At 62.6% G+C, this 21316-nt stretch carries 18 protein-coding genes; 9 read left to right on the top strand and 9 right to left on the bottom strand.

Annotated features, from left to right (window positions below; translation table 11 throughout):
- Nucleotides 1-40: 40 nt before the first annotated feature.
- Nucleotides 41-1606 (bottom strand): glutamine-hydrolyzing GMP synthase, encoded by a 1566-nt coding sequence (gene guaA / locus NFV80_RS09010; protein ID WP_295328617.1) that lies wholly within the window; start codon nt 1604-1606, stop codon nt 41-43.
- A 58-nt stretch (nt 1607-1664) separates the two neighbouring features.
- A complete protein-coding gene (gene guaB / locus NFV80_RS09015) occupies nt 1665-3125 on the bottom strand; it encodes an IMP dehydrogenase (protein WP_295328619.1) in 1461 nt (486 codons plus the stop codon).
- Between the two features lie 62 nt (nt 3126-3187).
- Between guaB and NFV80_RS09020 the strand changes: the two genes are divergently transcribed.
- Nucleotides 3188-3631, top strand: coding sequence for a DUF4124 domain-containing protein (locus NFV80_RS09020; protein WP_295328621.1), 444 nt, complete (start codon nt 3188-3190; stop codon nt 3629-3631).
- Between the two features lie 9 nt (nt 3632-3640).
- Here NFV80_RS09020 and NFV80_RS09025 read toward each other — a convergent pair whose 3' ends face one another.
- Together NFV80_RS09025 and NFV80_RS09030 are read right to left on the bottom strand one after the other, a co-directional pair.
- The gene (locus tag NFV80_RS09025) at nt 3641-3955 is read right to left on the bottom strand and encodes an RnfH family protein (RefSeq protein ID WP_295328623.1); all 315 of its coding nucleotides are present in this window, start codon (nt 3953-3955) and stop codon (nt 3641-3643) included.
- Nucleotides 3948-4391 (bottom strand): type II toxin-antitoxin system RatA family toxin, encoded by a 444-nt coding sequence (locus NFV80_RS09030; protein WP_295328625.1) that lies wholly within the window; start codon nt 4389-4391, stop codon nt 3948-3950. Before NFV80_RS09030 ends, NFV80_RS09025 begins: the two co-directional genes overlap by 8 nt.
- A gap of 78 nt (nt 4392-4469) precedes the next feature.
- Here NFV80_RS09030 and smpB point away from each other — a divergent pair, with 78 nt between their 5' ends.
- Nucleotides 4470-4916: an SsrA-binding protein SmpB gene (gene smpB, locus NFV80_RS09035; RefSeq protein ID WP_295328628.1), complete on the top strand. Its 447-nt coding sequence runs from the start codon at nt 4470-4472 to the stop codon at nt 4914-4916.
- A 46-nt stretch (nt 4917-4962) separates the two neighbouring features.
- On the opposite strand, the gene NFV80_RS09040 is transcribed toward smpB, so the two are convergent.
- Nucleotides 4963-5715 (bottom strand): FCD domain-containing protein, encoded by a 753-nt coding sequence (locus tag NFV80_RS09040; protein WP_295328630.1) that lies wholly within the window; start codon nt 5713-5715, stop codon nt 4963-4965.
- A gap of 199 nt (nt 5716-5914) precedes the next feature.
- Here NFV80_RS09040 and NFV80_RS09045 point away from each other — a divergent pair, with 199 nt between their 5' ends.
- The 4 genes from NFV80_RS09045 (at nt 5915) to NFV80_RS09060 (ending at nt 11051) form a co-directional block, all read left to right on the top strand.
- Nucleotides 5915-6697 (top strand): (Fe-S)-binding protein, encoded by a 783-nt coding sequence (locus NFV80_RS09045; protein WP_295328632.1) that lies wholly within the window; start codon nt 5915-5917, stop codon nt 6695-6697.
- Nucleotides 6694-7359: a lactate utilization protein gene (locus NFV80_RS09050; RefSeq protein ID WP_295328634.1), complete on the top strand. Its 666-nt coding sequence runs from the start codon at nt 6694-6696 to the stop codon at nt 7357-7359. Before NFV80_RS09045 ends, NFV80_RS09050 begins: the two co-directional genes overlap by 4 nt.
- Nucleotides 7356-8795, top strand: a complete 1440-nt coding sequence (locus NFV80_RS09055; protein ID WP_295328636.1) for a LutB/LldF family L-lactate oxidation iron-sulfur protein — start codon at nt 7356-7358, stop codon at nt 8793-8795. Before NFV80_RS09050 ends, NFV80_RS09055 begins: the two co-directional genes overlap by 4 nt.
- 414 nt (nt 8796-9209) lie before the next feature.
- On the top strand, nt 9210-11051 hold the full coding sequence (locus NFV80_RS09060; RefSeq protein ID WP_295328638.1) for an alpha/beta fold hydrolase: 1842 nt from the start codon (nt 9210-9212) through the stop codon (nt 11049-11051).
- A 108-nt stretch (nt 11052-11159) separates the two neighbouring features.
- Here the strand turns inward: NFV80_RS09060 and NFV80_RS09065 are convergent, their stop codons facing one another.
- Complete coding sequence (locus NFV80_RS09065) at nt 11160-12707, bottom strand: AMP-binding protein (protein WP_295328640.1); 1548 nt, start codon at nt 12705-12707, stop codon at nt 11160-11162.
- 738 nt (nt 12708-13445) lie between these two features.
- On the opposite strand from NFV80_RS09065, the gene NFV80_RS09070 reads away from it, so the two are divergent.
- The gene (locus NFV80_RS09070; protein ID WP_295328641.1) at nt 13446-14912 is read left to right on the top strand and encodes a metal transporter; all 1467 of its coding nucleotides are present in this window, start codon (nt 13446-13448) and stop codon (nt 14910-14912) included.
- A gap of 249 nt (nt 14913-15161) precedes the next feature.
- Nucleotides 15162-15938 (top strand): enoyl-CoA hydratase, encoded by a 777-nt coding sequence (locus NFV80_RS09075; RefSeq protein ID WP_295328644.1) that lies wholly within the window; start codon nt 15162-15164, stop codon nt 15936-15938.
- A gap of 71 nt (nt 15939-16009) precedes the next feature.
- Here the strand turns inward: NFV80_RS09075 and NFV80_RS09080 are convergent, their stop codons facing one another.
- Nucleotides 16010-18544, bottom strand: a complete 2535-nt coding sequence (locus tag NFV80_RS09080; RefSeq protein ID WP_295328646.1) for a PHB depolymerase family esterase — start codon at nt 18542-18544, stop codon at nt 16010-16012.
- 259 nt (nt 18545-18803) lie between these two features.
- Between NFV80_RS09080 and NFV80_RS09085 the strand changes: the two genes are divergently transcribed.
- Entirely contained in the window at nt 18804-19598 is a 795-nt protein-coding gene (locus NFV80_RS09085; protein WP_295328648.1) for a DUF2189 domain-containing protein, read from the top strand.
- A gap of 18 nt (nt 19599-19616) precedes the next feature.
- Here the strand turns inward: NFV80_RS09085 and NFV80_RS09090 are convergent, their stop codons facing one another.
- A complete protein-coding gene (locus NFV80_RS09090) occupies nt 19617-20450 on the bottom strand; it encodes an amino acid ABC transporter substrate-binding protein (RefSeq protein ID WP_295328650.1) in 834 nt (277 codons plus the stop codon).
- A 38-nt stretch (nt 20451-20488) separates the two neighbouring features.
- The gene (locus NFV80_RS09095) at nt 20489-21292 is read right to left on the bottom strand and encodes a 3'-5' exonuclease (RefSeq protein ID WP_295328652.1); all 804 of its coding nucleotides are present in this window, start codon (nt 21290-21292) and stop codon (nt 20489-20491) included.
- Nucleotides 21293-21316: the final 24 nt, after the last annotated feature.

Raw genomic sequence — 21316 nt, forward strand, 5'->3', positions numbered from 1 at the left:
CGATAGAGGCCGATAGACCCAGATAGTCCGCGAAACCCCCTCACTCCCACTCGATGGTCGCCGGCGGCTTTCCCGAGATGTCGTACACCACCCGGTTGATGCCGCGCACTTCGTTGATGATTCGGTTCGACACCCTGCCGAGCAGGCTGTGCGGGAGTTCTGCCCAATGCGCGGTCATGAAGTCCTGGGTTTCGACGGCGCGCAGGGCCACGACGTATTCGTAGGTGCGGCCGTCGCCCATGACGCCGACCGATCGTACCGGCAGGAAAACGGCAAAAGCCTGGCTGGTTTTTTCGTACCAGCCGGCGGCGCGCAACTCGTCGATGAAGATCGCATCGGCGCGGCGCAGCAGGTCCGCGAATTCCGGCTTCACCTCGCCGAGGATGCGCACGCCGAGGCCGGGACCGGGAAACGGGTGGCGGTAGACCATGTCGTGCGGCAGTCCGAGGGCTACGCCGAGTTCGCGCACTTCGTCCTTGAACAGCTCGCGCAGTGGTTCGAGCAGTTTGAGGTTCAACTGCTCGGGCAGGCCACCGACGTTGTGATGACTCTTGATGGTATGCGCCTTCCTGGTCTTCGCTCCGGCCGATTCGATCACGTCGGGATAGATCGTCCCCTGCGCCAGCCAGCGCGCGTTCGTGAGTTTCCAGGCTTCGGCCTGGAATACCTCGACGAATTCGCGACCGATGATCTTTCGTTTCCGTTCGGGATCGGATACACCCTGCAGACGCATCATGAACTGTGCGCTGGCGTCTACACGGACAACTTTCACCCCGAGGTTGCGGACAAAGGTCTGCATCACCTGCTCCGCTTCGTTGAGTCGCAACAGGCCGTTATCGACAAAGACACAAGTCAGTCGTTCGCCAATCGCGCGCTGTATCAGTGCCGCCGCCACCGACGAATCGACACCGCCGGACAGCCCGAGGATCACTTCCTCGTTCCCCACCTGCGAACGAATCCGGGAGACGGCCTCGCCGACATAATAGGGCATGTTCCAGTCGTGTCCGCAAGCGCAGATGTCGCGCACGAAACGGGCGAGGATTTCCTTCCCCTTGAGGGTATGCGTCACTTCCGGATGAAACTGGACGGCGTAGAAGCGGCGCGCCTCGTCGGCCATCGCAGCGATCGGCGTCGATTCGTTGCTGCCGATGATCCTGAAGCCGGGGGGAAGCACCGTGACCTTGTCGCCATGACTCATCCAGACGTCGAGCAGGCCGTGACCCTGCGCATTGCGCCGATCTTCGATGCCGTCGAGCAGGGCGGAATGGCCGTGGGCGCGCATTTCCGCGTAACCGAATTCGCGCCTGCTCGAACTCTCGACCTGGCCACCAAGCTGCGCGGCCATCGTCTGCATGCCGTAGCAGATGCCGAGGACGGGCACGCCAAGCTCGAACACGACGTCCGGCGCCTTGAAGTCCTCCACTTCGTATACCGAGTTCGGACCACCGGAGAGAATGATTCCCTGCGCATCGAAGTCACGGATGAATTCCGCCGGGACGTCGTAGGGGTGCAGTTCGCAATACACGTGCTGCTCGCGTACGCGGCGGGCGATCAGCTGGGCCACCTGCGAGCCGAAGTCGAGAATCAGGATCTTTTGATGGGACATGGCGATGCCTCAAATGACACGGGCGGCCTGCAGCCGCCCGTCAATGGTCGATGGCACTTCATTCGACGTGGTAATTGGGAGCTTCCTTGGTAATCTGAACGTCATGGACATGCGACTCGCGAACACCGGCCGAAGTGATCTCGACGAAAGTGGCCCGGGCATGCATTTCCTCGATCGTCCGGCAGCCGAGATAGCCCATCGAAGAGCGCAGACCGCCCATCAGTTGATGGATCACGGCCAGCACCGAACCCTTGTAGGGCACGCGCCCTTCGATCCCTTCCGGCACCAGCTTGTCGACGTTGGCCGTCGGGTCCTGAAAGTAGCGGTCGGCGGCCCCCGCCGCCATGGCACCGATCGAACCCATGCCACGGTACGATTTGTAAGAACGGCCCTGGTAAAGCTCGACTTCTCCCGGCGCCTCCTCGGTACCGGCGAACAGCCCCCCGAGCATGACCGCGTCGCCACCGGCGGCGATCGCCTTGGAGATGTCCCCGGAGTAGCGGATGCCGCCGTCGGCGATCACCGGCACGCCGGTGTCCTTGAGTGCGTCGTAGACCATCTGAATGGCGGTGATCTGCGGCACGCCAACGCCGGCGACGATGCGCGTGGTGCAGATCGAACCCGGCCCGATGCCGACCTTGACGCCGTCGGCCCCGTGCGCGAGCAGGGCGTGCGCCGCCTCGGCCGTCGCGATGTTGCCACCGATCACATCGACCAGCGGGAAGTTCTTCTTGATCCAGCTGACGCGGTCGAGCACGCCCTGCGAATGTCCGTGCGCGGTATCGACGACCAGCACGTCGACGCCGGCTTCGGCAAGCAGTTCGGCGCGCTCCTCGGTACCCGGACCAACGCCGACGGCGGCCCCGACACGCAGGCGGCCGGAGGCATCCTTGCTCGCTTCCGGGTGTTCGGTGGTCTTGATGATGTCCTTGACGGTGATCAGGCCGCGCAGTTCGAAAGCGTCGTTGACCACGAGAACCCGCTCTAGCCGGTGCTTGTGAATCAGCGCCTTGCCTTCCTCCACGGTCGCTCCCTCATGCACCGTCACCAGGCGATCGCGCGGCGTCATGATGTTCCGCACGGGCTGATCGAGCCTGGTCTCGAAGCGCAGGTCGCGATTGGTGACGATGCCGACGACCACCTGCCCCTCGAGCACCGGCACCCCGGAAATCCTGTGCAGGCGGGTGAGCGCCAGCACATCGCGCACCGACATGTTCGGCGGAACGGTGATCGGATCCTTGAGAATGCCGGATTCGAACCGCTTGACCTTGGCAACTTCGGCCGCCTGACCTTTCGGGCTGAGGTTCTTGTGCACGATGCCGATGCCGCCTTCCTGCGCGAGAGCGATCGCCAGCCGGCTCTCGGTGACGGTGTCCATGGCCGACGATACGAGCGGCAGATTGAGGCTGATGTTGCGCGTCAGACGCGCCCGCAGGGTGACATCGCGCGGCATGATCGACGAGTGCGCGGGAACGAGGAGAACATCGTCGAACGTCAGCGCCTTCTGAAGGAAACGCATGGCCTTTGTTCCGAGGTCACAAAAACGTATTATACAGCCTGCCTTCCCACCGCTGAACGACCATGAAGCGCTTTGTCCTCGCTGCCGCCGCCCTGCTCCTTGCCGTCGCGGCACAGGCGCAGATCTATCAGTGGCAGGACGAGAACAAGCGGACCGTCATTTCCGATCTGCCGCCGCCACCCCAGGCTCGGCAGCAGCGCAAGATCGACGCGGAGGCTCCGCCGGCGTCGGGCGATCAGGGCAAGACGACGGCCGACCGCGAGATGGAATTCCGCAAGCGTCAGAAAGAGTCTCAGGAAAATGCCGCGCAGGCGGAAAAGGAGCGGCGCGCCGCCGCTTTGCGGCAGGAAAACTGCGAAGCTTCCCGCCAGGCCTTGCGCGTCATGGAATCGGGAGAACGGGTCGTGATGCTCGACAGCAAGGGGGAACGCTACTTCCTCGACGACGCCCAGCGTGCGCAGGAGGCCGCGAAAGCGCGCGAGGCGGTACGGATCAACTGTCGATAGGCGACTGGTCTACTCGCCTTCGCCGGCACCCTTTTTCATGACCTTGCCGGCAGCCGCCCGCTGCTTGCGCACTTCCTTCGGATCGGCAATCAGCGGCCGGTAGATTTCCACCCGGTCGCGATCGTGCAGCAGAGCGTCGAGCTTGCTGAGCTTGGCGAAAACCCCGACCTTGTTTTTCGCCAGATCGATTTCCGGGTGTTTCTGCAACAGCCCGGACGCTTCAATCGCCTGTCGCAGCGTGCTCCCCGGCGGCAGGCTCAGGGTGACCAGCGGCTGCTTCGCCGGCAGCGCGTAAACCACTTCGACCGTCAGGTTCTCAGACATTCGGCACTCCGTGGACTTCGTTGGCGCGCTTCACGAAGGCCTCGACGAAGGTGTTGGCAATCTGGCTGAAGACCGGCCCGATGACCTTTTCGAACATCTTGCTGGAAAACTCGTAGGAGAGCGAGAACTCGATCTTGCAGGCGTGCGCCGCGAGCGGCTTGAAATGCCACAGGCCGTCGAGCCGCCGGAACGGGCCGTCCACCAGCCTGATCTTCATCGAGGTCGGCGATTCCTTGTCGTTCTCGGTCGTGAAGTGCGACCTTACGTTGCGGTAGTTGATGTGCAGGGTGGCGACCGTCTTGCGATCGTCGCGAAACTCGCAGCGGGTGAGGCTGCACCATGGGAGAAACTGCGGATAATCCTCGACACGGTCGACCAGATCGAACATCTGTTGCGACGAACGCTCGATCAATACCGATCTCCGCACCATGGCCATTCCCTGCCGCACCTCACGAATCCTGTAGAATCGGTAATTCTAGCACTCCCGAACTTCACCATCCGAGAAACGCGCACGATGAGCATTGTCGCCAACAAGAAGGCTTTTCATGAGTATTTCATCGAAGAGAGGCTGGAGGCGGGAATCGCCCTGGAAGGCTGGGAGGTGAAAGCGATCCGCGCTGGCCGGGCGAGCATCAAGGAATCGTACGTGGTCGTCCGTAACGGCGAGGTGTTCCTCTTCGGCATGCACATCACGCCGCTGCTGGCTGCGTCATCGCACGTCAGGCCGGATCCGGTGCGCACTCGCAAACTGCTGCTGCACAGCCGCCAGATCAGCAAGTTGATTGGTCAGGTCGAACGCGCCGGGTATACCTTGCTGCCGCTGGATCTGCACTTCCAGCGCGGCCGTATCAAGGTCGAAATCGGACTCGCCAAGGGCAAGAAGCAACACGACAAACGGGAAGCCGAGAAAGAGCGCGACTGGTTGCGCGAGAAGGCTCGCCTGATGCGGGTCAAGGTCTAGTTCGCGATCCCGCCCCATCCTCCCGGCGGTGCTCCAGGCGCCGCCTTCAACTCAGGTGTCGCAACGATCGCTGTCGCCTCTGGTCGGCGCTCGCGGCGTCGCCCAGGCGCTGACGGACATAGGCAATGTGCGCTTGCGCTGCGCTCCGCGCGGCCTCCGGTTTGCGCCCGACGACTGCGTCGCGGATGGCCCGATGCTGGGTCATCAACTGTTGACTGATTTCCGGTCCGACCGCAAGCTCACTCAGGTTCCGTCGCACGTGCTCGTGCAGGAGACGCAACACGCTCGCGGAGAGATGAGCGAACAGTGCGTTGTGCGAAGACTCGGCAATCGTCAGGTGAAAGGCGACGTCGGCCGCAACCTGCGCACTTCGATTGTCGCCGAGATACGCGGCGTCCAGGCGAGCATAGGCCTGTTCCAGGCGTTGCAGGTCGGCTTCGGTGGCCCGCTCTGCTGCGAGCTCGGCCGCCGACGCTTCCAGGAGATAGCGAAATTCGAGCACATCGTCCTGCAGTAGCGGGTGTTGATCGAGCAACTGCTGCCAGGGATCGATGAAGCTGGCTTCGAGCCGGTCAGTGACGTAGGTTCCGCCGCCGTGATGGCTGACCAGCAGCTCGCGCGAAACGAGTTTCTTGATCGCTTCCCGCAGCGAAGGGCGGGACACTCCGAGTTCAGTCGCCAGTTCGCGCTCCGGAGGCAGGCGATCGCCCGGCTTGAGCGAGCCTTCGAGAATCCGCATCTCGAGTTGATGTGCGATGGCATCCGGAATGCGCGGCAGGTTCAGCTTGCTGTAATTCATACGGATCGGCTACGCCAGAAAGTTCTGCTGGCCGGGATTATTGCAGGAATCGAAAGGTCTTACCAGTTGTCATCGACCGCCTCCGGCGAACCATTGCCTCTCCCCGCCGGGGTCCAATTGACAAAGACGTGGACGAGCATTAGTGTACATAAAAATTGGTCTTACCACTTTCCCCGCAGCAAGAGGACAGGAGTGCGCCATGGAAGGATGCGGCAACCGCAAGTACCCGGAAAAACCGGCCAGCGTCTACTTTTTCGGGACCTGCCTGATCGACCTTTTCTGTCCGGAAGCGGGTCTGGACGCAGTCCGTCTGCTCGAGCGAGAGGGAATCGAGGTGCATTTTCCCCCTGATCAGACCTGTTGTGGACAGCCGGCACACAGCAGTGGTTTTCCAGCGCAGACACGCGCCGTGGCCCTGGCACAGTTGCGGCTCTTCCCCGAACCCTGGCCGGTAATTGTTCCGTCCGGTTCGTGCGCCGGCATGATGCGGCACCACTACCCGAAAATCTTCGCCGACGACCCGCGCCTGCTCGTCGAAGCCACGGCGCTGGCCGAGCGCGTTTACGAACTCTCCGAATTTCTCTCGCAGGTGGTCAGGATCCGCCTGATCGATCACGGCGAGCCGACGCGCGTGGCGCTGCACACCTCCTGCGCCGCGCGTCGGGAGATGGGCACCCATGTGCACGCGCGCACCCTGCTCGACCAGTTGCCCGGCGTCGAAGTCGCTGTGCACGCGCACGAATCCGAGTGTTGCGGCTTTGGTGGCACCTTCTCGCTGAAACACCCGCCGATTTCGTCGGCGATGGCCGGCGACAAGGTCGACGCGATCAAGGAAACCGGCGCACAGACCTTCGTCTCGGCCGACTGTGGTTGCCTGTTCAATCTCAACCATACTCTGCGGAAACGGGAGGATCGCCTGCAGGGCCAGCATCTGGCGACTTTCCTCTGGCAGCGCACGGGCAGCGAAGGGGGTCGGCAATGAGCGCTCGCGAGAACATTCTGCAGCGCTTGCGCGCTGCGCCGCAGGGAACGCAACCACTCGCACCCGACGTTCCTGGCTTCTACGCGGCGACCGGCAACGGAAGCGCCGACCGTGCCGCGCGCATCGAACGCTTCTGCGAAAAAATGACCTTCTGGCACGGCGAAGTGGTGCGGGTAACGCGCGGCAACTGGCCGCAGAAGCTGCACGAGCTGGTTGCAGCAAAGGGCGTGCGCTCCCTGCTTTACGGAGAGCGGCATGCTGCCGAGCTGCTCGCCAGCGGGATGAGTGGCCTCAGACCCTACGATCGACCGATCGACGGTTGGAAAAAGGAGCTGTTCGAAAAAATCGATGCGAGCCTGACTTCGACGCGCGGAGCCATTGCCGAGACCGGCACGCTGATCGTCTGGCCGGACGCCGACGAGCCGCGCCTGATGTCCTTGGTGCCGCCGATCCATTTTGCACTGCTCGACGCCGACCAGATCTACGACGATCTATTCCAGGCGATGACCGCGCAGGGATGGAGTGCCAGCATGCCGACCAACGCATTGCTCGTCTCCGGCCCGTCGAAGACTGCCGACATCCAGGTGACACTCGCCTACGGAGCACATGGTCCGAAGGAGTTGATCGTGCTCCTGCTGGTGAACGAGGAGGAACTGAAATGAATGCACAGCACCTGCAGTTCGTCCCGGCCAGCGAATTCAGGCAGCGGGCGGCCGCGGCCGTTGCTGACGAGCACCTGCGCCGCAGCTTCCGCGGCGCCATGGACTTCCTGATCGGCAAACGCGCGGCGCAGTTCCCCGACGCATCTGCGCTCGAACGGCAGCGGGCGCTCGCCGAACACATCCGCAAGTACAGTCTGGCCCGCCTGCCGGAACTGCTCGAACAGCTGGAACGGAAACTGACCGAAAACGGCGTCCAGGTCCATTGGGCGGAGAGTCCCGAACAAGCCAACGCGATCATCATCGATATCGCCCGGCGCCATGGCACGAAGCTGATGGTCAAGGGCAAGTCGATGGTCAGCGAAGAGATCGAACTCAATCACGCAATGGCCGACGCCGGCATGGAAGCACTGGAAAGCGACATGGGCGAATACATCGTCCAGCTCGATGGCGAGAAGCCCTCGCACATCATCATGCCGGCGATTCACAAGACGAAGGAGGAAATCGCGCGGCTGTTCGCCGCGAAGGTTCCCGGCGCCAGCTACACCGACTCGGTCGATGAACTGATCGGCATCGGGCGCGCGGTGCTGCGCGAAAAGTTCCGGACGGCCGAGATTGGGCTGTCGGGTGTGAATTTTGCCGTCGCCGAAACCGGTACCCTGTGCCTCGTCGAAAACGAAGGCAATGGTCGCATGTGCACCACTGTGCCCGACGTCCACGTCGCCATTACCGGCATCGAAAAGGTCGTCGAGAAGCTCGAACACGTGCCACCGCTGTTCGGCCTGCTGACCCGCTCCGCCACGGGACAGGCGATCACCACCTATTTCAACATGATCAGCGGCCCGCGCAAACCCGGGGAGAAGGATGGTCCGCGCGAAGTGCACCTGGTACTGGTCGACAACGGCCGCACCCAGGCCTACGCCGACGAGCAGCTCCGTTCCACTCTGCAATGCATCCGCTGTGGCGCCTGCATGAATCATTGCCCGGTATACACGCGCATCGGCGGCCACGCCTATGGAACGACTTACCCTGGCCCGATCGGCGAGATCATCTCGCCCCACATGCTGGGCCTGGCGGCCACCCATGTGCTGCCGACGGCTTCGAGCCTGTGCGGCGCCTGCGGCGAGGTCTGCCCGGTGCGCATCCCGATTCCCGATCTGCTCATCCGCCTGCGCGCGGAGGCGCAGCACGACGCCCGCCCGGGCCACGCTCCACTGCTCGGACAGGGGGCGGCGAAGAGCCGTCTGGCGGACGCCGTCTGGTCCGGCTGGGCTGCGTTATACACCCGTCCGGCGCTGTATCGTGCGTTTGGCTGGCTGGCGACGCGCTTCCGCGCCTTGACGCCGCCGATGCAATCCGGCTGGACGGTCAGCCGCACGCCGCTGAAACCCGCGTCGCGGACGCTGCACGACGAGATGGCCGCACGGAACAAGCGCTAGCGCTTGCGGCGCCGGGCCCGAATCCGGGCCAGCGCTGCGCCTCCCTGCGCCCAGCGCACGTTCGTGCGATTCCTTCCCGCTGCGGAACGCCTTGGCGAAGATCGCACACCACCTGTCCCCGGCCAGAAAGCCGGCCGACGGCAGCCAGGTGAGCGCTTGTGTTGACCTGGATCAGTGCCTCCCCCGGCTGCTTGCGCTAGGGTTAGCGCTTGTCTGGAAGCTCGGCCGCCCATAGCTGACGATCGTCTCAGCACTCAACGGAGAACACGCATGGACACAACCCAGAAACCACTACCAGCGCCATCTGCGGCGACGGGGCCGATGTCTGCCTCCGGTGCAGCACCCGCAAAGCGCCGCCGCGCACCCCGGAAAAGCCCGGCCGTCGCGGCGGCTTCAACGCCTCTCGCCGACCCATTGCCCGCGCCGGCCGCCGCTGTCCCGGAGACGGCGCCAGCACCGACCCTCACCGCAGCCAGCGAAACGACGCCGCACACGGACTTCTCGCGTCGTCTCGGCGACCGGCATCTGCTGGATTCGGACGCGCTGGAAGACATCGACCGGATGACCAACGTTGCCCTTGGCCAGCTCAGTGGAGGAATCTCGCCGGCCTCCCTGGCGATGGCCTATCTCGACTGGACGGTGCATCTCGCCGCTTCGCCCGGCAAGCAGTTCCAACTGGCGGCCAAGGCGGCGCGCAAGGCAATGCGCCTGAGTGCCTACGCTTTGTCCTCGGCAATCACAGGCAAAGCCGAACCGTGCATCAAGCCACTTCCCGGCGACCACCGCTTCGACCATCCAGGATGGCAGCGTTTCCCCTACAACGTGATCTATCAGGGATTTCTGCTCAATCAGCAGTGGTGGCACAACGCGACGACGGGAATTCGGGGGGTTTCCAAGCATGGTGAAGCTGCGGTCTGGTTCACTGCCAAACAGATCCTCGACATGACGGCACCGTGCAACATCCCCTTCCTGAACCCGGAAATCGTCGAAACGACGGTCAACGAGCGTGGTGCGAATCTCACGCGAGGCGCCCAGTATTACGGCGAGGATCTGCGCCGCTCGCTGCGCGAGGAAAAGCCGGCGGGGGTCGAGGCGTTCCGGGTGGGAGAAAATCTCGCCATCACTCCGGGCAAGGTGATCTATCGCAACTTGCTGATGGAGCTGATCCAGTACTCACCGACCACCGACACCGTCCAGCGCGAGCCGGTGCTGATGCAGTCCGCGTGGATGATGAAGTATTACATCCTAGATCTGTCGCCGCACAATTCCCTGGTCAAGTACCTGGTCGATCGGGGCCACACGGTGTTCATGATCTCCTGGATGAACCCACGCGCCGAACACCGCAACCTGGGAATGGAAGACTACCGCAAGCTGGGAACGCTGACTGCCATCGACGTTATCTCCAACGTCCTGCCGGGGCGCAAGATCCACGCCGTAGGTTATTGCCTGGGCGGAATCCTGCTGACCATCGCGGCGGCGGCAATGGCGCGCGATGGCGACGATCGCCTGGCCAGCGTCACCCTGTTTACCACGATGACCGACTTTACCGAGGTTGGCGAGATCAACGTGTTCATGGATGCCAGCGAAGTGACGTTGCTCGAAGACATGATGTGGCAGAAGGGGTATCTCGGCCACCAGCAGGTTTCCGGAGGTTTCCAACTGCTCAAGTCGGCAGACCTGATCTGGTCGAAAATGGTACGCGAGTACTACCTTGGCCACCGCCAGCCGATGTTCGATCTCATGGCCTGGAACGCCGACGGCACACGCATGCCGTATCGCCAGCACTCCGAGGTTCTGCGCCGTCTGTATGTGGATAACGAGTTGTTTGAAGGCAAGTATCTGGTCGAAGGACGAGCCGTCTCGATCAGCAGCATCCACGTGCCGATGTTCGCCGTTGCCGCGGTGGCGGACCACGTGGCGCCCTGGCATTCGGTGTACAAGCTGCACCTGCAGAGCGACGCGACCGAACTGACCTTCGTCCTCACCAGTGGCGGGCACAATGTCGGTATCGTCAATGAACCGGGGCATCCGCACCGCTCGTATCAGCTCAGCGTTTGTCGCGAAGGCGAGCGTTTCCTGGATGCCGAGACCTGGAAACAAAAGACGCAGGTCTCCGAAGGTTCCTGGTGGCCCGCCTGGCAGAAATGGCTCGAGCAGCACTCCTCTGGGCGCGAAGCGGCACCGCCGCTGGGATCGCCCGAGAAGGGTTATCCGCCGCTCTGCGACGCACCCGGAACCTACGTCCATCAACAATGAGCGATGGCCTCCGGCCATCGCTTGCGCTGGCCGCGAGACAGCAGCACTTCCAGTCGCGACGTCCCGGCAACGCCTTACGCCGATAGCGAAACGATCCCGTGGCGGCGGTCAGCGGTCGCCGTCGGTAGCCTCGCGGTAGGCGTCTCGCATGGTGCGCTTGAGCGTCTTGCCAGCCGCGTTGCGCGGGAAGTCGTCCAGGATCTGTACCGCGTGCAGACGCTGGTAGCGGGCCCCGACGCGCTCGTTGATCCAGTCGCGCAGTTCGTCTGCGCCGGCTGCCACACCTTCGCGCAGAAGAACTGCGGCGACCGGCGTCTCGCCCCATTTTTCGTGCGCCACGCCGAACACGGCAACCTCCTTCACCGCCGGATGACGCACGGCGACCTCTTCGATGTCCTTTGGGTAGATCTTCACGCCGCCGCTGTCGATCATGTCCTTCTTCCGGTCGACCAGGTAGAGATAGCCTTCGTCATCGGTGTACCCGAGATCGCCGGTAAACAGCCAGCCATCGCGAATCGCCTGGGCGGTCAGATCAGGGCGGCCGAAATAGCCGGCCATCAGCGATGGACCGCGGCCGACGATCTCGCCCACCTCGCCGGGCGGCGCGTCGCTGCCGTCGTCGCGTACGATGCGCATTTCGAAGAAACACGGCGGACACCCGACGGAGCCGGCCTTGCGCACCGACTGCGTCTTGTCGAGGATGGTCCAGAACCCCTCGGTCAATCCGTAGAGTTCATAGAATCGATCTGGCAGCAGACGATTCAGTTGATCCTTGTGTTCCTGATACAGCGGTGCCCCCAAGGAAAGGATCATTTCCAGAGACGAGAGCCGCTCGGCGGAGAAGTTCGGCGAATTGAGCAGGGCAATGATCTGCGCGGGCACCATCATGGTGTGCGTGACGCGCTCGCGAGCGATGATCTCGATCGCCTCTTCCGGATCGAACTGCCGCTGCAGGACGTAGCGCGCTCCCAGGTAAAAGCAGGGCATGAGCGTCACGAAGGCACCATTGAATACGATCGCGCCGGTGTGCAGCACCACCGACTCCGGGCGCATCCGCCACGCCGAAGCGAACAGCGCGCAGTACATCGAGCGCACGAAATGACTGTGCATGATCCCCTTTGGCAGACCGGTGGTACCGCTCGTGTACATCACGTTGAACAGTTCGTCCTGCGCTGGCGATATCGGTGCTGGCCGCCCCTCGGGACAACTCGCCAGCAAGGTCGCGTAGTCCGCGAAGCCTGCAGACTCGGCAGTCGGACCGTCGACCATCATCACATGTGCAGCCGGGAGTTCCGGCAGTTCACTGCACACCTCCTTGACGACGGGCGCCATCGAGCACTGGGTGATCAGACAGACGGCGCCCGAATCACGCAACAGACTGGCTAGGCCGGATGCCATCAGCAGCGGGCTGAGCGGCACCAGCACGGCGCCGATCGACGGAACCGCCCAATAGATTTCGAGCAGCTCACGGCAATTGGCAAGGACCGTCGCCACCCGATCACCTCGTCGCACGCCGAGCGACTGCAACGCGCGGGCGCAACGGCCGACGCGCGCATCGAACTCCCGCCAGCTCAGGCGCTCGTGCTCGAAGACCACGGCAACCTGATCCGGCCGAAACTGCGAATGATGCTCGATCAACGTCGCAAGTTGCAGCATTTTCCTCCTCCTCCAAGACGACTGCCATTCATCTGCTGGCAACCTGCCAGCGGTCCCAGTGCCCCGCCCGCGCGAGCACGACGCATCGCTCCTGCCGCCTGCTCAATCCGCCGCACTTCCTAACCATGACGAAGAAACAGAGCGTCGTGCGATTCGGTCGTCGCAGCGCAGCAAAATGGTACTACAAATCGGTGCTTCCGGCGGTCACGACGCCCGTCGGGAATGCCGCGAGGCTCGCCGCAAGATACCTCGTCCTGGCCGCAGAAGGCGTAGGAAATTCGTACGTAAATACGGCCCCCCGTCCGCTTTCGGGCAGCCACAAAATAAACCTTCCGGGAACCGCCAAGCAGCGTGAACAATTTGCGTGCATAGGAGTAAAATGTATTGTGCGGTGCAGAAAAACTCTCCGTCAGGCGATCTCCCGGATCCCTTTTCGGGGGGGTGCCAATGGGCGGGGGGTTTCCGATGCATCTGGCGGGTCGAATTTGTCGGCTTTCGTCACTACGCGTCTACCTGAATGAACTCAGCTGGTCATTTGCCTTGCGCATTCGGCCGGGTGACGACACAAGTCACCTTGGCGGCTGGCTTCACGTGCCTGTGGCCTGCGCAGGATGGCGAGGGGAATGTCTTTTGGCAAGAAATCAACGGTGCCCGCCGGCGTGGCGGAACCAGCGAAATCGTGGGCCGCTCGCCGCGGGCTGCCCGTTTTGACTGACGTTAATTGTTGGAGGTTGGAAAATGAATGCACTGCTTAGGGAAATGCCAGATTTCACCACCAGTTGGTGGAGGTATACGCTGGCAATGATGCGCGCCTCGAACCGCGAAATCAGCGAGTTCAACGACAATCTATTCATCGCCGCGCACATCGCGATGACCGCAGCACGCGACAACCCGCTGAGCATGCTGGAGGCCTTCGAGATCGTCGAACACAACATCGGCATGACGCGCAAGGGCCTGACCGGGATGCAGGCAAAGATGGCCGATTACGCTTTCGACCAGATCGAGGAAGCTACCCGTGCCTACCTCAACACGATCCTCAATGCGGACGGCGAGAAGCTGGGCGGTTACATGCGCCGCGAAGCCGAGATCATGGAGGCGGTTTCGAACTTCAACGAGCAGATCGAGGCCATCGCCGACGAGTTCGGCTTCCATTTCGAAACCCCCAACTACAAGCTGGTTCACGAGACCGACGGCTTCCAGCTCTATCAGGTGCTGCCGCTGAAGAAGGGCGTCGAAGTGCGCAAGGATCTGAAACCCGTCATTCTCGTCCCGCCATACATGCTCGGCGTGCATATCCTGTCCTTCCTGCCTTACGAGAACAAGAGCTACAGCCACTCGTTCGCCAACGAAGGCATCCCGACCTATGTTCGTGTCGTCAAGGACATCATGAGCAATGACAAGGTCCAGACGATGACGCCGGAACAGGACTGCGAACAGACGCGCGAACTTTGCGCCAAGGTCATGGAACTCAACAGTGGCAAGAAGGTGACGCTGAACGGCACCTGCCAGGGCGGTTACATCTCGCTGATGAACATTCTCTCGGGCAAGCTGAAGGACGTCTGCGACGCCTTGATCACCAACGTCACCCCGGTCGACGGCACCTACAGCGACGCAATCAGCGGCATGCCGACGATGCACCACGACTTCATCACGACGACGCTGCCCAGCGGCAACAAGGTCGCCAACGGCTACCTGCTGAGTCTCGGCATGCGCTTCGTCGCAATCGACCGTGAAACCCCGCTGGTCAAGGTGCTCGATCAGGTTTCGCTGCATCGCGCTACCGATCTCAACCCCGGCAAGACGCCGGCTGCTCTCTTCCGCTGGTTGCTCAAGGAACGCGTACACCTGCCACTGGCGATCGCCAACATGAGCTCGCACACCTTCCAGGACCCGATTGCCGACGACGGCACGCTGCCCGTCAAACTCTTTGGCGAAGCCCTCAACGTCAAGAATCTGATCGATCTGAAAGTGCCGTGGTACCAGAACTATGCGATCAAGGACGACCTCGTCACGCCGCCGTGTGCGACCGCCGGCAACAAGTTCCTCGAAGGTTGGGACGGGCTCGAATCGGTCGCCTTCTTTGGCGGTCACGTCGCCATCCTGACCAGCCCGTACGCCAAGAAGGCCCCGGTCAATGGCAGCTTCAAGGACGCCAATGGCAAGGACTCGCGCGGTCCGGTGAAATTCCAGATGGACATTTCCTGATCGGCGGAAACCGGTTCCGGTAACTCCGGGCCACGAAGAGCTGCACCCTGGCGCTACACAAGCGACTCGCCGGCCTGGCTCCGGTTCAGGCCGGCGATTTTTTGCGAATGGGCGCGTGGCGGCGTACCGTTGGGTGTCAATGATTGACGGCGACGCGGGAGGCGCCGCTCCCGAGCGCGACACGCAGAGGTTGCCGCGAATTGCGCGGCAGCGTCGATCCTTCCTTTTTTCAGTCTGGAGATTTGCCTTATGAGCTACGTCAACATCATCGCCGAAGTGCGCGGAAAGGTCGGCCTGATCACCCTCAACCGCCCGAAACAACTGAACGCCCTGAACGACGACCTGATGGACGAGTTGGGCAAGGCGCTTGCCGGCTTCGAGGCCGACGAAAACATCGGAGCAATCGTCATCACCGGCTCGGAAAAGGCCTTTGCCGCCGGTGCGGACATTACCGTGATGCAATCACTGACGTACATGGACGCGTACAAGGGCGACTTCATCACACGCAACTGGGATTGCCTCAAGAATTGCCGCAAGCCGGTGATCGCCGCAGTGGCAGGCTTTGCGCTCGGTGGCGGTTGCGAGCTGGCAATGATGTGCGACATCATCCTCGCTGCCGACACTGCACAATTCGGCCAGCCGGAAATCCGTCTCGGCGTCCTTCCCGGCGCGGGTGGCACGCAGCGCCTGCCGCGTGCGATTTCGAAAGCCAAGGCGATGGAAATGTGCCTCGCCTCGCGCAACATCGACGCCGTCGAGGCGGAACGTGCCGGGCTGGTTTCGCGTGTCGTCCCAGCCGACAAACTGCTCGACGAAGCGCTGTCCACCGCCACCAGGATTGCGGGATTCTCACTGCCGGTGGTCATGATGATCAAGGAGTGCATCAACCGCTCTTACGAAAGCTCGCTGGCGGAAGGTCTGCTCTTCGAGCGCCGGACGTTCCACTCGGTTTTCGCGCTCGCCGATCAGAAGGAAGGCATGAGCGCTTTCGTCGAGAAGCGCAAGCCCTCGTTTTCCAACCGCTGATCCTCTGCCCATCCCGACCGGCCTGGCAGCGCGTACCGCGACGCGCTGCCAGGCCGGCGGTACTACGCCGATCAACAGGGGGCCAGATCGACCGCGTTGTGAATGGAGATCTGGTCCACCCAGGCCTTGGCGTGAACCGTACGATAGAGGTTCGAGTAAGCGGCCACCTCCAGCGTCAAGGTTGCCGTACGATTGGCAAAACGCGCCAGGTCGATCGCCGGCTGGCGTAGCCACTCGGTTTCCTGGTGCACCATGCCGATCGCGGTTACCTCGTCCACGACGATGCCGTCTACCAGTACGCGGAAACTTGCGCTGGTGTACTCGTTGACCCCCGCCCCGAGATCCAGCCGTCGCACGTAGCTCAGCTCGGGCCGTGGGCCCAGTTTGACCCGCCGGGAGATCGACTGCGCGCGCGGCCCGAGGGCACCGCGCTCGCCGGACGAGGCGTGACCGTAGAGCATCGCACCGCCGCGGAAGGCGCGCGGGTCATCCGGCAGCAGTTCCCAACCAGAACCTTCCCAGCCCGCATCCTGCAGATCTCCTTCGAGATCGGTGGCAGCGGATCGCCGCGCAATCCCCTTCAGTACGCCCGCCGCCTGCAGTGCCGTGGAGATGATTCCCGGCACGTCGATCCCCAGTGGCGCCGAGCTCTCTGCACGGCGACTGGTACTGCCGCTCTTGAGCAAGCCCGCTGCTTCGAGCGATGCGGAGATGATTCGATGCACGTCGAGAGAGAGGGGGCGGCCGGCCGCCGTACCTTCCCCTGGTGCAGAGCGATGCTCCCTGCCGCCTTCCCTGGCTTGCTCCGCGCCCAACGCAGGCGTACCCGAATCGAATGGCTGCGTCCGCTCGTCTTTGCCGGCGGCCGACGCCGCCGATACCTTCTCGTCTGCGCTGACCAGCAAGCCCCAGAAATCGGCGATCCGGTGCGTCGAGGAAATGCCCACCGCGTTGAAGAACGGTGCCGCAGTGCCACATTGATGGGGCTCGGCACCGGGATCGAGGGCCGCCCCGTGCGCCATGCCGGTGATCGTGTAGGACTCCACCAGTTCATCACCGGCAGGCCCCTGCCACACCCGTCGCGGGTAGCCGTCGACCGTCATCTGGATCGTTGGCTGCAAGTCCAGGCCATGCACGTCGGTCCACTGCTTGATGATTTCCTCGGCGTTGATCGGTATCACTGCAGTATCGGCATCGCCGTGCCAAACCGAGACCTTGGGCCACGGTCCCTGGTGTGCCGAGGCGGCGCGTACGAGGTCTCCCCATTCGCCGGGCGAACGCGCGCGCCCCTTGAAAATGCTTTCGAGCCCCTCCTGCAAACCCTTTGCCGTACGGAAGGGGACACCGGCTATGACTGCACCGCCAGCGAACACTTCCGGATAGGTGGCGAGCAGCACGCTGGTCATCGCGCCGCCTGACGACGTACCGGTAACGTACACACGGCGGCCATCGAGACCGTGATCCTTCACCATCCGCTCGACCATCTGTCGGATCGACAGCGGCTCACCACGTTCACGTTCGTAATCCTCCGGCCTGAACCAGTTGAAGCAACGCAAGGGGTTGTTGTTCCATTGCTGCTGCGGCAAGAGCAGGGCAAAGCCGTAGCGGTCGGCCAGCGTCGACCAGCCGCTCCCCTTGTTGTACGAAGCAGCGCTCTGCGTGCAGCCATGCAGCACGACGACCAGCGGCGCGTTGGCTCTGAGACCATCGGGCAGGTAGCGATACATTCGCAGTTCGCCAGGATTGGACCCGAAATCGGTGACCTCGCGCAGTCGGCTTTCCTGGGTGTCGACCTGCTCGGACCAAGCCTGCACCGCCGTCAGCGCCGACAGGAGTTTCTCCCAGCGGCTTCCGTGCGGCGTCTTTGCCGCGAGTTTTGCCATTTTCGCAATGGCGGCCACTTTGTGGCCCAGTTTGTGCAACATTGGAGTACTCCTGTCATCGGACATGGTGGTCAGCAAACCGATGTCTAGCAGCTTGCGGACCGGTAGAAAGACGGAATGGAACAGGCCGGGATCGGCCGTTCCACCACGCTGGGGGTCAAGCCAGGCCGGCGGAGCAGCTTCCGGGGCCAGGCCATAGGTATGACTGATGATGGCGCGCCGCCCCTGCCACCACGAGCAAAGCTGCAGCGAAGCAATCGGACAGCCGCGGTTGATCCAGACGCCGAACAGCTCGCTGGCAACGATCGCCCGCGTCTCTTCGCCACGGGCCAGTTCCAGCAGACCCGTCAGGGCCTCGCCGAACGGCAGTCCGTCGAGACGAATCGACGATTCCGGGTAGCGGTCGGCGCTGGCCGTTGCCATGGCCGGCCCGAACAACACTCGCGGTGTGCTGCCACCGGGAGCCACGGCAATCGGCCGCAAGTCAGCGTAGCAACGAATGGCCTCGACCGTCAGCGACTGCTGCGGTGCCGCCATCGCCCCGATCAGCAGATGGGCAGCGTAATCCGGGGTGGCGGGCGGCGAGCCGCGACCGCGAGGACCCGGAGCAAACAGCCCGCCGCTGACCATCAAGGTAACGCGGAAGCGCAGGTCGCGCCGCGACTCGCCAAGAATGTCGGCGAGTCGCTCACTGAAATCGTAGCGTGCAAGTCCATTGCTCATGAAGCAACAATAACACGGCCCCGGCGAAATTGCACGATAATTATTGAGTAAGTGCAAATAAATAATTAGTAGCCGCCTGCAGCCCGTCGCTCCCTCCGAACCGGCTTCGACAAGTGCCTCCGTCAAAGATAGTCACCACTTCGCCGGGGATGTGATATATGTCGACGCAACCCGCTGGCCGCGGCAACTTGCCCCACTCTGCAGCCTGCCCGCCGCCGTTCTCTGACCAAGACAAACATCGCCACAAGGAGACCCGCCGATGCAGAAGCTTCCGGACAGCCAACGGGCGAGTCGCTTTCCAGCCATCCGCCGGGTGAAGGCAGACGCTGTTTTCGGCTGGCTGCAGTCCGGCTGGCACGACTGTCGCCGCGGAGGAACGGCCAGCCTCTTCTACGGCGCATGTTTTGCGGGCGCGGGATGGTTGATGCAGGTGGTTTTCGCGCAGGCCTATGCGCTCTTTGCTGGCCTCACCACCGGCTTCCTGCTGCTTGGTCCGTTTCTCTCGTTCGGCCTCTACGACTTGAGTCGACAGATGGAACTCGGCGAGCCGCCACGCCTGGCACCGACGCTCGCCGCCTGGCGCCCGAACCTAGCCAACGTCGGCCTCTTCGCTGCACTGCTCGCGATTGTCCTGCTGGTCTGGGCGCGAGCCTCGATCGTCGTCTTCGCGCTCTTTTTTACCGGCGGGCTGGCAAGTTTCGCTGATGTCGTGCGCGCCGTCCTGACTTTCGAGCAGCCCGACTTTGCGCTGGTCTATTTCGCCGTCGGCGGCATCTTCGCCACTTTCGTCTTTGCGATCAGCGCCATTGGGCTGCCCTTGATGCTCGACCGCAGAACTGATGCGATCACGGCGGCACTCGCCAGCCTCGTCGCCTGCGGTCGCAACCCGGGTGCAATGCTGCTTTGGGCCGCCTGCATCGTGATTCTGGTGGGCATCGGCTTGGCCACGCTGTTTTTCGGTCTGGTCCTCACTGCGCCGGTGGTCGGACATGCAGCCTGGCACGCATACCGAGACATTGTCGAAACCGATGAGGAGGAAACTCCGGCCGGCTGAGTGCAACCGGATCGACTTCTATTCGGGCAGTCCGTTCAGGAAGTACAGATTTTCCAGGCGGGACCCCGGTTTCGCCAGAAAGCCGAACCAGCGATCGTAAATGACGTAGATTTCGCCGGTACGCGAGAGGCGGGCCAGTTCACGATTCACGGTCAGGCGAAAGTCTGCATCGTTGCGCCGCATCATCAGGGCGTAGGGCTCATAGGAAAACGTCTCGGGACCGAGCGACCATTGACTCTGCATACCCGAGTCGAGGACGAGCCCGATCAGCAGCGAGCGGTCCGCCGCGTATGCATCGACGCTTCCTCGCAACAGGGCAGCAAAGCCCTGCTGGTGGTCGCTCACCTTGATCAGTTCGGCACGCAAGCGCTGCTCTGCCAGCGCCTCGGCAATCACCCGCTCGGTGGTCGTTCCTGCCGCAACGGCGATCCTCTTGCCGGCCAGGTCTTCGATGCGGCTGATACCCGCGGCCCGGCGCGAGAGATAAGCGCCGCCGTCGATGAAGGTCGACAGGCTGAAATCGACCTCCTGCATGCGCGTCAGCGAACTCGTCGTCGATCCGCATTCGAGATCGATCTCACCGGATTTCAGCTTCGCGATGCGTGTCTCCGGGGTAACCGCGAGCCACTGCAGCTGCAATTCATCCAGCCCGAGCTGCTTGACGATTGCCGCCACCACCTTGATGCAGAGATCGATCGAGTATCCCCAGGGCTGGTTGTCGTCGCCGACATAGGAAAACGGGACCGAATTCTCGCGATACCCAAGCGCAATCGTCTTGCTCGCCTTGATCTTGTCGAGCGTCCCGGCAGCTTGCGTCGGCAGCGGCAGGCAAAGAACCAAGATCGTCGCCACGGATAAGCACCAGTGCCGCATTCTCACGCAATCCCTCCTCAAGCCGGCCAGGCCGCCAGAAACTCCTGCCAGTGCGGCTTCTCCAGCCGCACCAGCGCTGCGCGGACGCATGCCATCTCCTGTTCGTAGTCGCTGCCGCTCAGTTCACCGCGCATCAGTCGAAAGCGTAGCGAAACAAGATAGGTATTGAGCGCATCGGTCTCGCAATAATCGCGTATCTCGGATTTCCGTCCGGCGCACCACGCTTCCCACACTCTGCTGCCATGCATGCCGAGTTTGCCCGGGAAACCGATCAGTTTGGCAAGTTCGTCAAGCGGTACGCTGGCGCGTGGTTGATACATCGCCAGCAAATCCATCAGGTCGAGATGCCGCGTATGGTAGCGGCTGATGTAGTTGTTCCACTTGAAATCGCGGCTGTCCGGGTAATCGCCATCGCCGAGGTCCCAGTAGCGTGCCGCTGCCACCCCGTGCATCAAACCGCGATAGTGCAGCACCGGCAGATCGAAGCCGCCGCCGTTCCAGGAGACCAACTGTGGCGAGAACTTTTCAACGCCGTCAAAAAAGCGCTGAATGATCTCACCTTCCCCCTGCTCGGGTTCGGCCAGTGACCAGACTCGAAACTCCTTGCCTACCCGCAGTGCGCAGGAAACCACGGCGACCCGTTGCAGGTGCAGGGGCAGGAAATCGCTGCCGCTCGCCGCCCGCCGTTGCTGAAATGCCAGCTCGGCGACCTCTTCGTCGGAAAGTGTCGCGTCCAGATCGTGCAACCGACGCAAGCCCTCGACATCCGGAATCGTCTCGATGTCAAACGCTAGTGTAATGTCTCGTAAATAGCTATACATCTAGTCTAGTCTGAGGTGGGCTGG

Source organism: Accumulibacter sp. (assembly GCF_023806565.1).
Classification (GTDB): Bacteria; Pseudomonadota; Gammaproteobacteria; order Burkholderiales; family Rhodocyclaceae; genus Accumulibacter.

Bases quoted from the DNA above. Each gene is read 5' to 3' on its own strand.
- NFV80_RS09040 (WP_295328630.1), bottom strand. From the start codon at position 5,715: ATGAATTACAGCAAGCTGAACCTGCCGCGCATTCCGGATGCCATCGCA.
- NFV80_RS09030 (WP_295328625.1), bottom strand. From the start codon at position 4,391: ATGGCCATGGTGCGGAGATCGGTATTGATCGAGCGTTCGTCGCAACAG.
- NFV80_RS09080 (WP_295328646.1), bottom strand. From the start codon at position 18,544: ATGAGCAATGGACTTGCACGCTACGATTTCAGTGAGCGACTCGCCGAC.
- NFV80_RS09025 (WP_295328623.1), bottom strand. From the start codon at position 3,955: ATGTCTGAGAACCTGACGGTCGAAGTGGTTTACGCGCTGCCGGCGAAG.
- NFV80_RS09075 (WP_295328644.1), top strand. From the start codon at position 15,162: ATGAGCTACGTCAACATCATCGCCGAAGTGCGCGGAAAGGTCGGCCTG.
- NFV80_RS09020 (WP_295328621.1), top strand. From the start codon at position 3,188: ATGAAGCGCTTTGTCCTCGCTGCCGCCGCCCTGCTCCTTGCCGTCGCG.
- NFV80_RS09055 (WP_295328636.1), top strand. From the start codon at position 7,356: ATGAATGCACAGCACCTGCAGTTCGTCCCGGCCAGCGAATTCAGGCAG.
- NFV80_RS09065 (WP_295328640.1), bottom strand. From the start codon at position 12,707: ATGCTGCAACTTGCGACGTTGATCGAGCATCATTCGCAGTTTCGGCCG.
- guaB (WP_295328619.1), bottom strand. From the start codon at position 3,125: ATGCGTTTCCTTCAGAAGGCGCTGACGTTCGACGATGTTCTCCTCGTT.
- NFV80_RS09050 (WP_295328634.1), top strand. From the start codon at position 6,694: ATGAGCGCTCGCGAGAACATTCTGCAGCGCTTGCGCGCTGCGCCGCAG.
- smpB (WP_295328628.1), top strand. From the start codon at position 4,470: ATGAGCATTGTCGCCAACAAGAAGGCTTTTCATGAGTATTTCATCGAA.
- NFV80_RS09070 (WP_295328641.1), top strand. From the start codon at position 13,446: ATGAATGCACTGCTTAGGGAAATGCCAGATTTCACCACCAGTTGGTGG.
- NFV80_RS09045 (WP_295328632.1), top strand. From the start codon at position 5,915: ATGGAAGGATGCGGCAACCGCAAGTACCCGGAAAAACCGGCCAGCGTC.
- NFV80_RS09095 (WP_295328652.1), bottom strand. From the start codon at position 21,292: ATGTATAGCTATTTACGAGACATTACACTAGCGTTTGACATCGAGACG.
- NFV80_RS09085 (WP_295328648.1), top strand. From the start codon at position 18,804: ATGCAGAAGCTTCCGGACAGCCAACGGGCGAGTCGCTTTCCAGCCATC.
- guaA (WP_295328617.1), bottom strand. From the start codon at position 1,606: ATGTCCCATCAAAAGATCCTGATTCTCGACTTCGGCTCGCAGGTGGCC.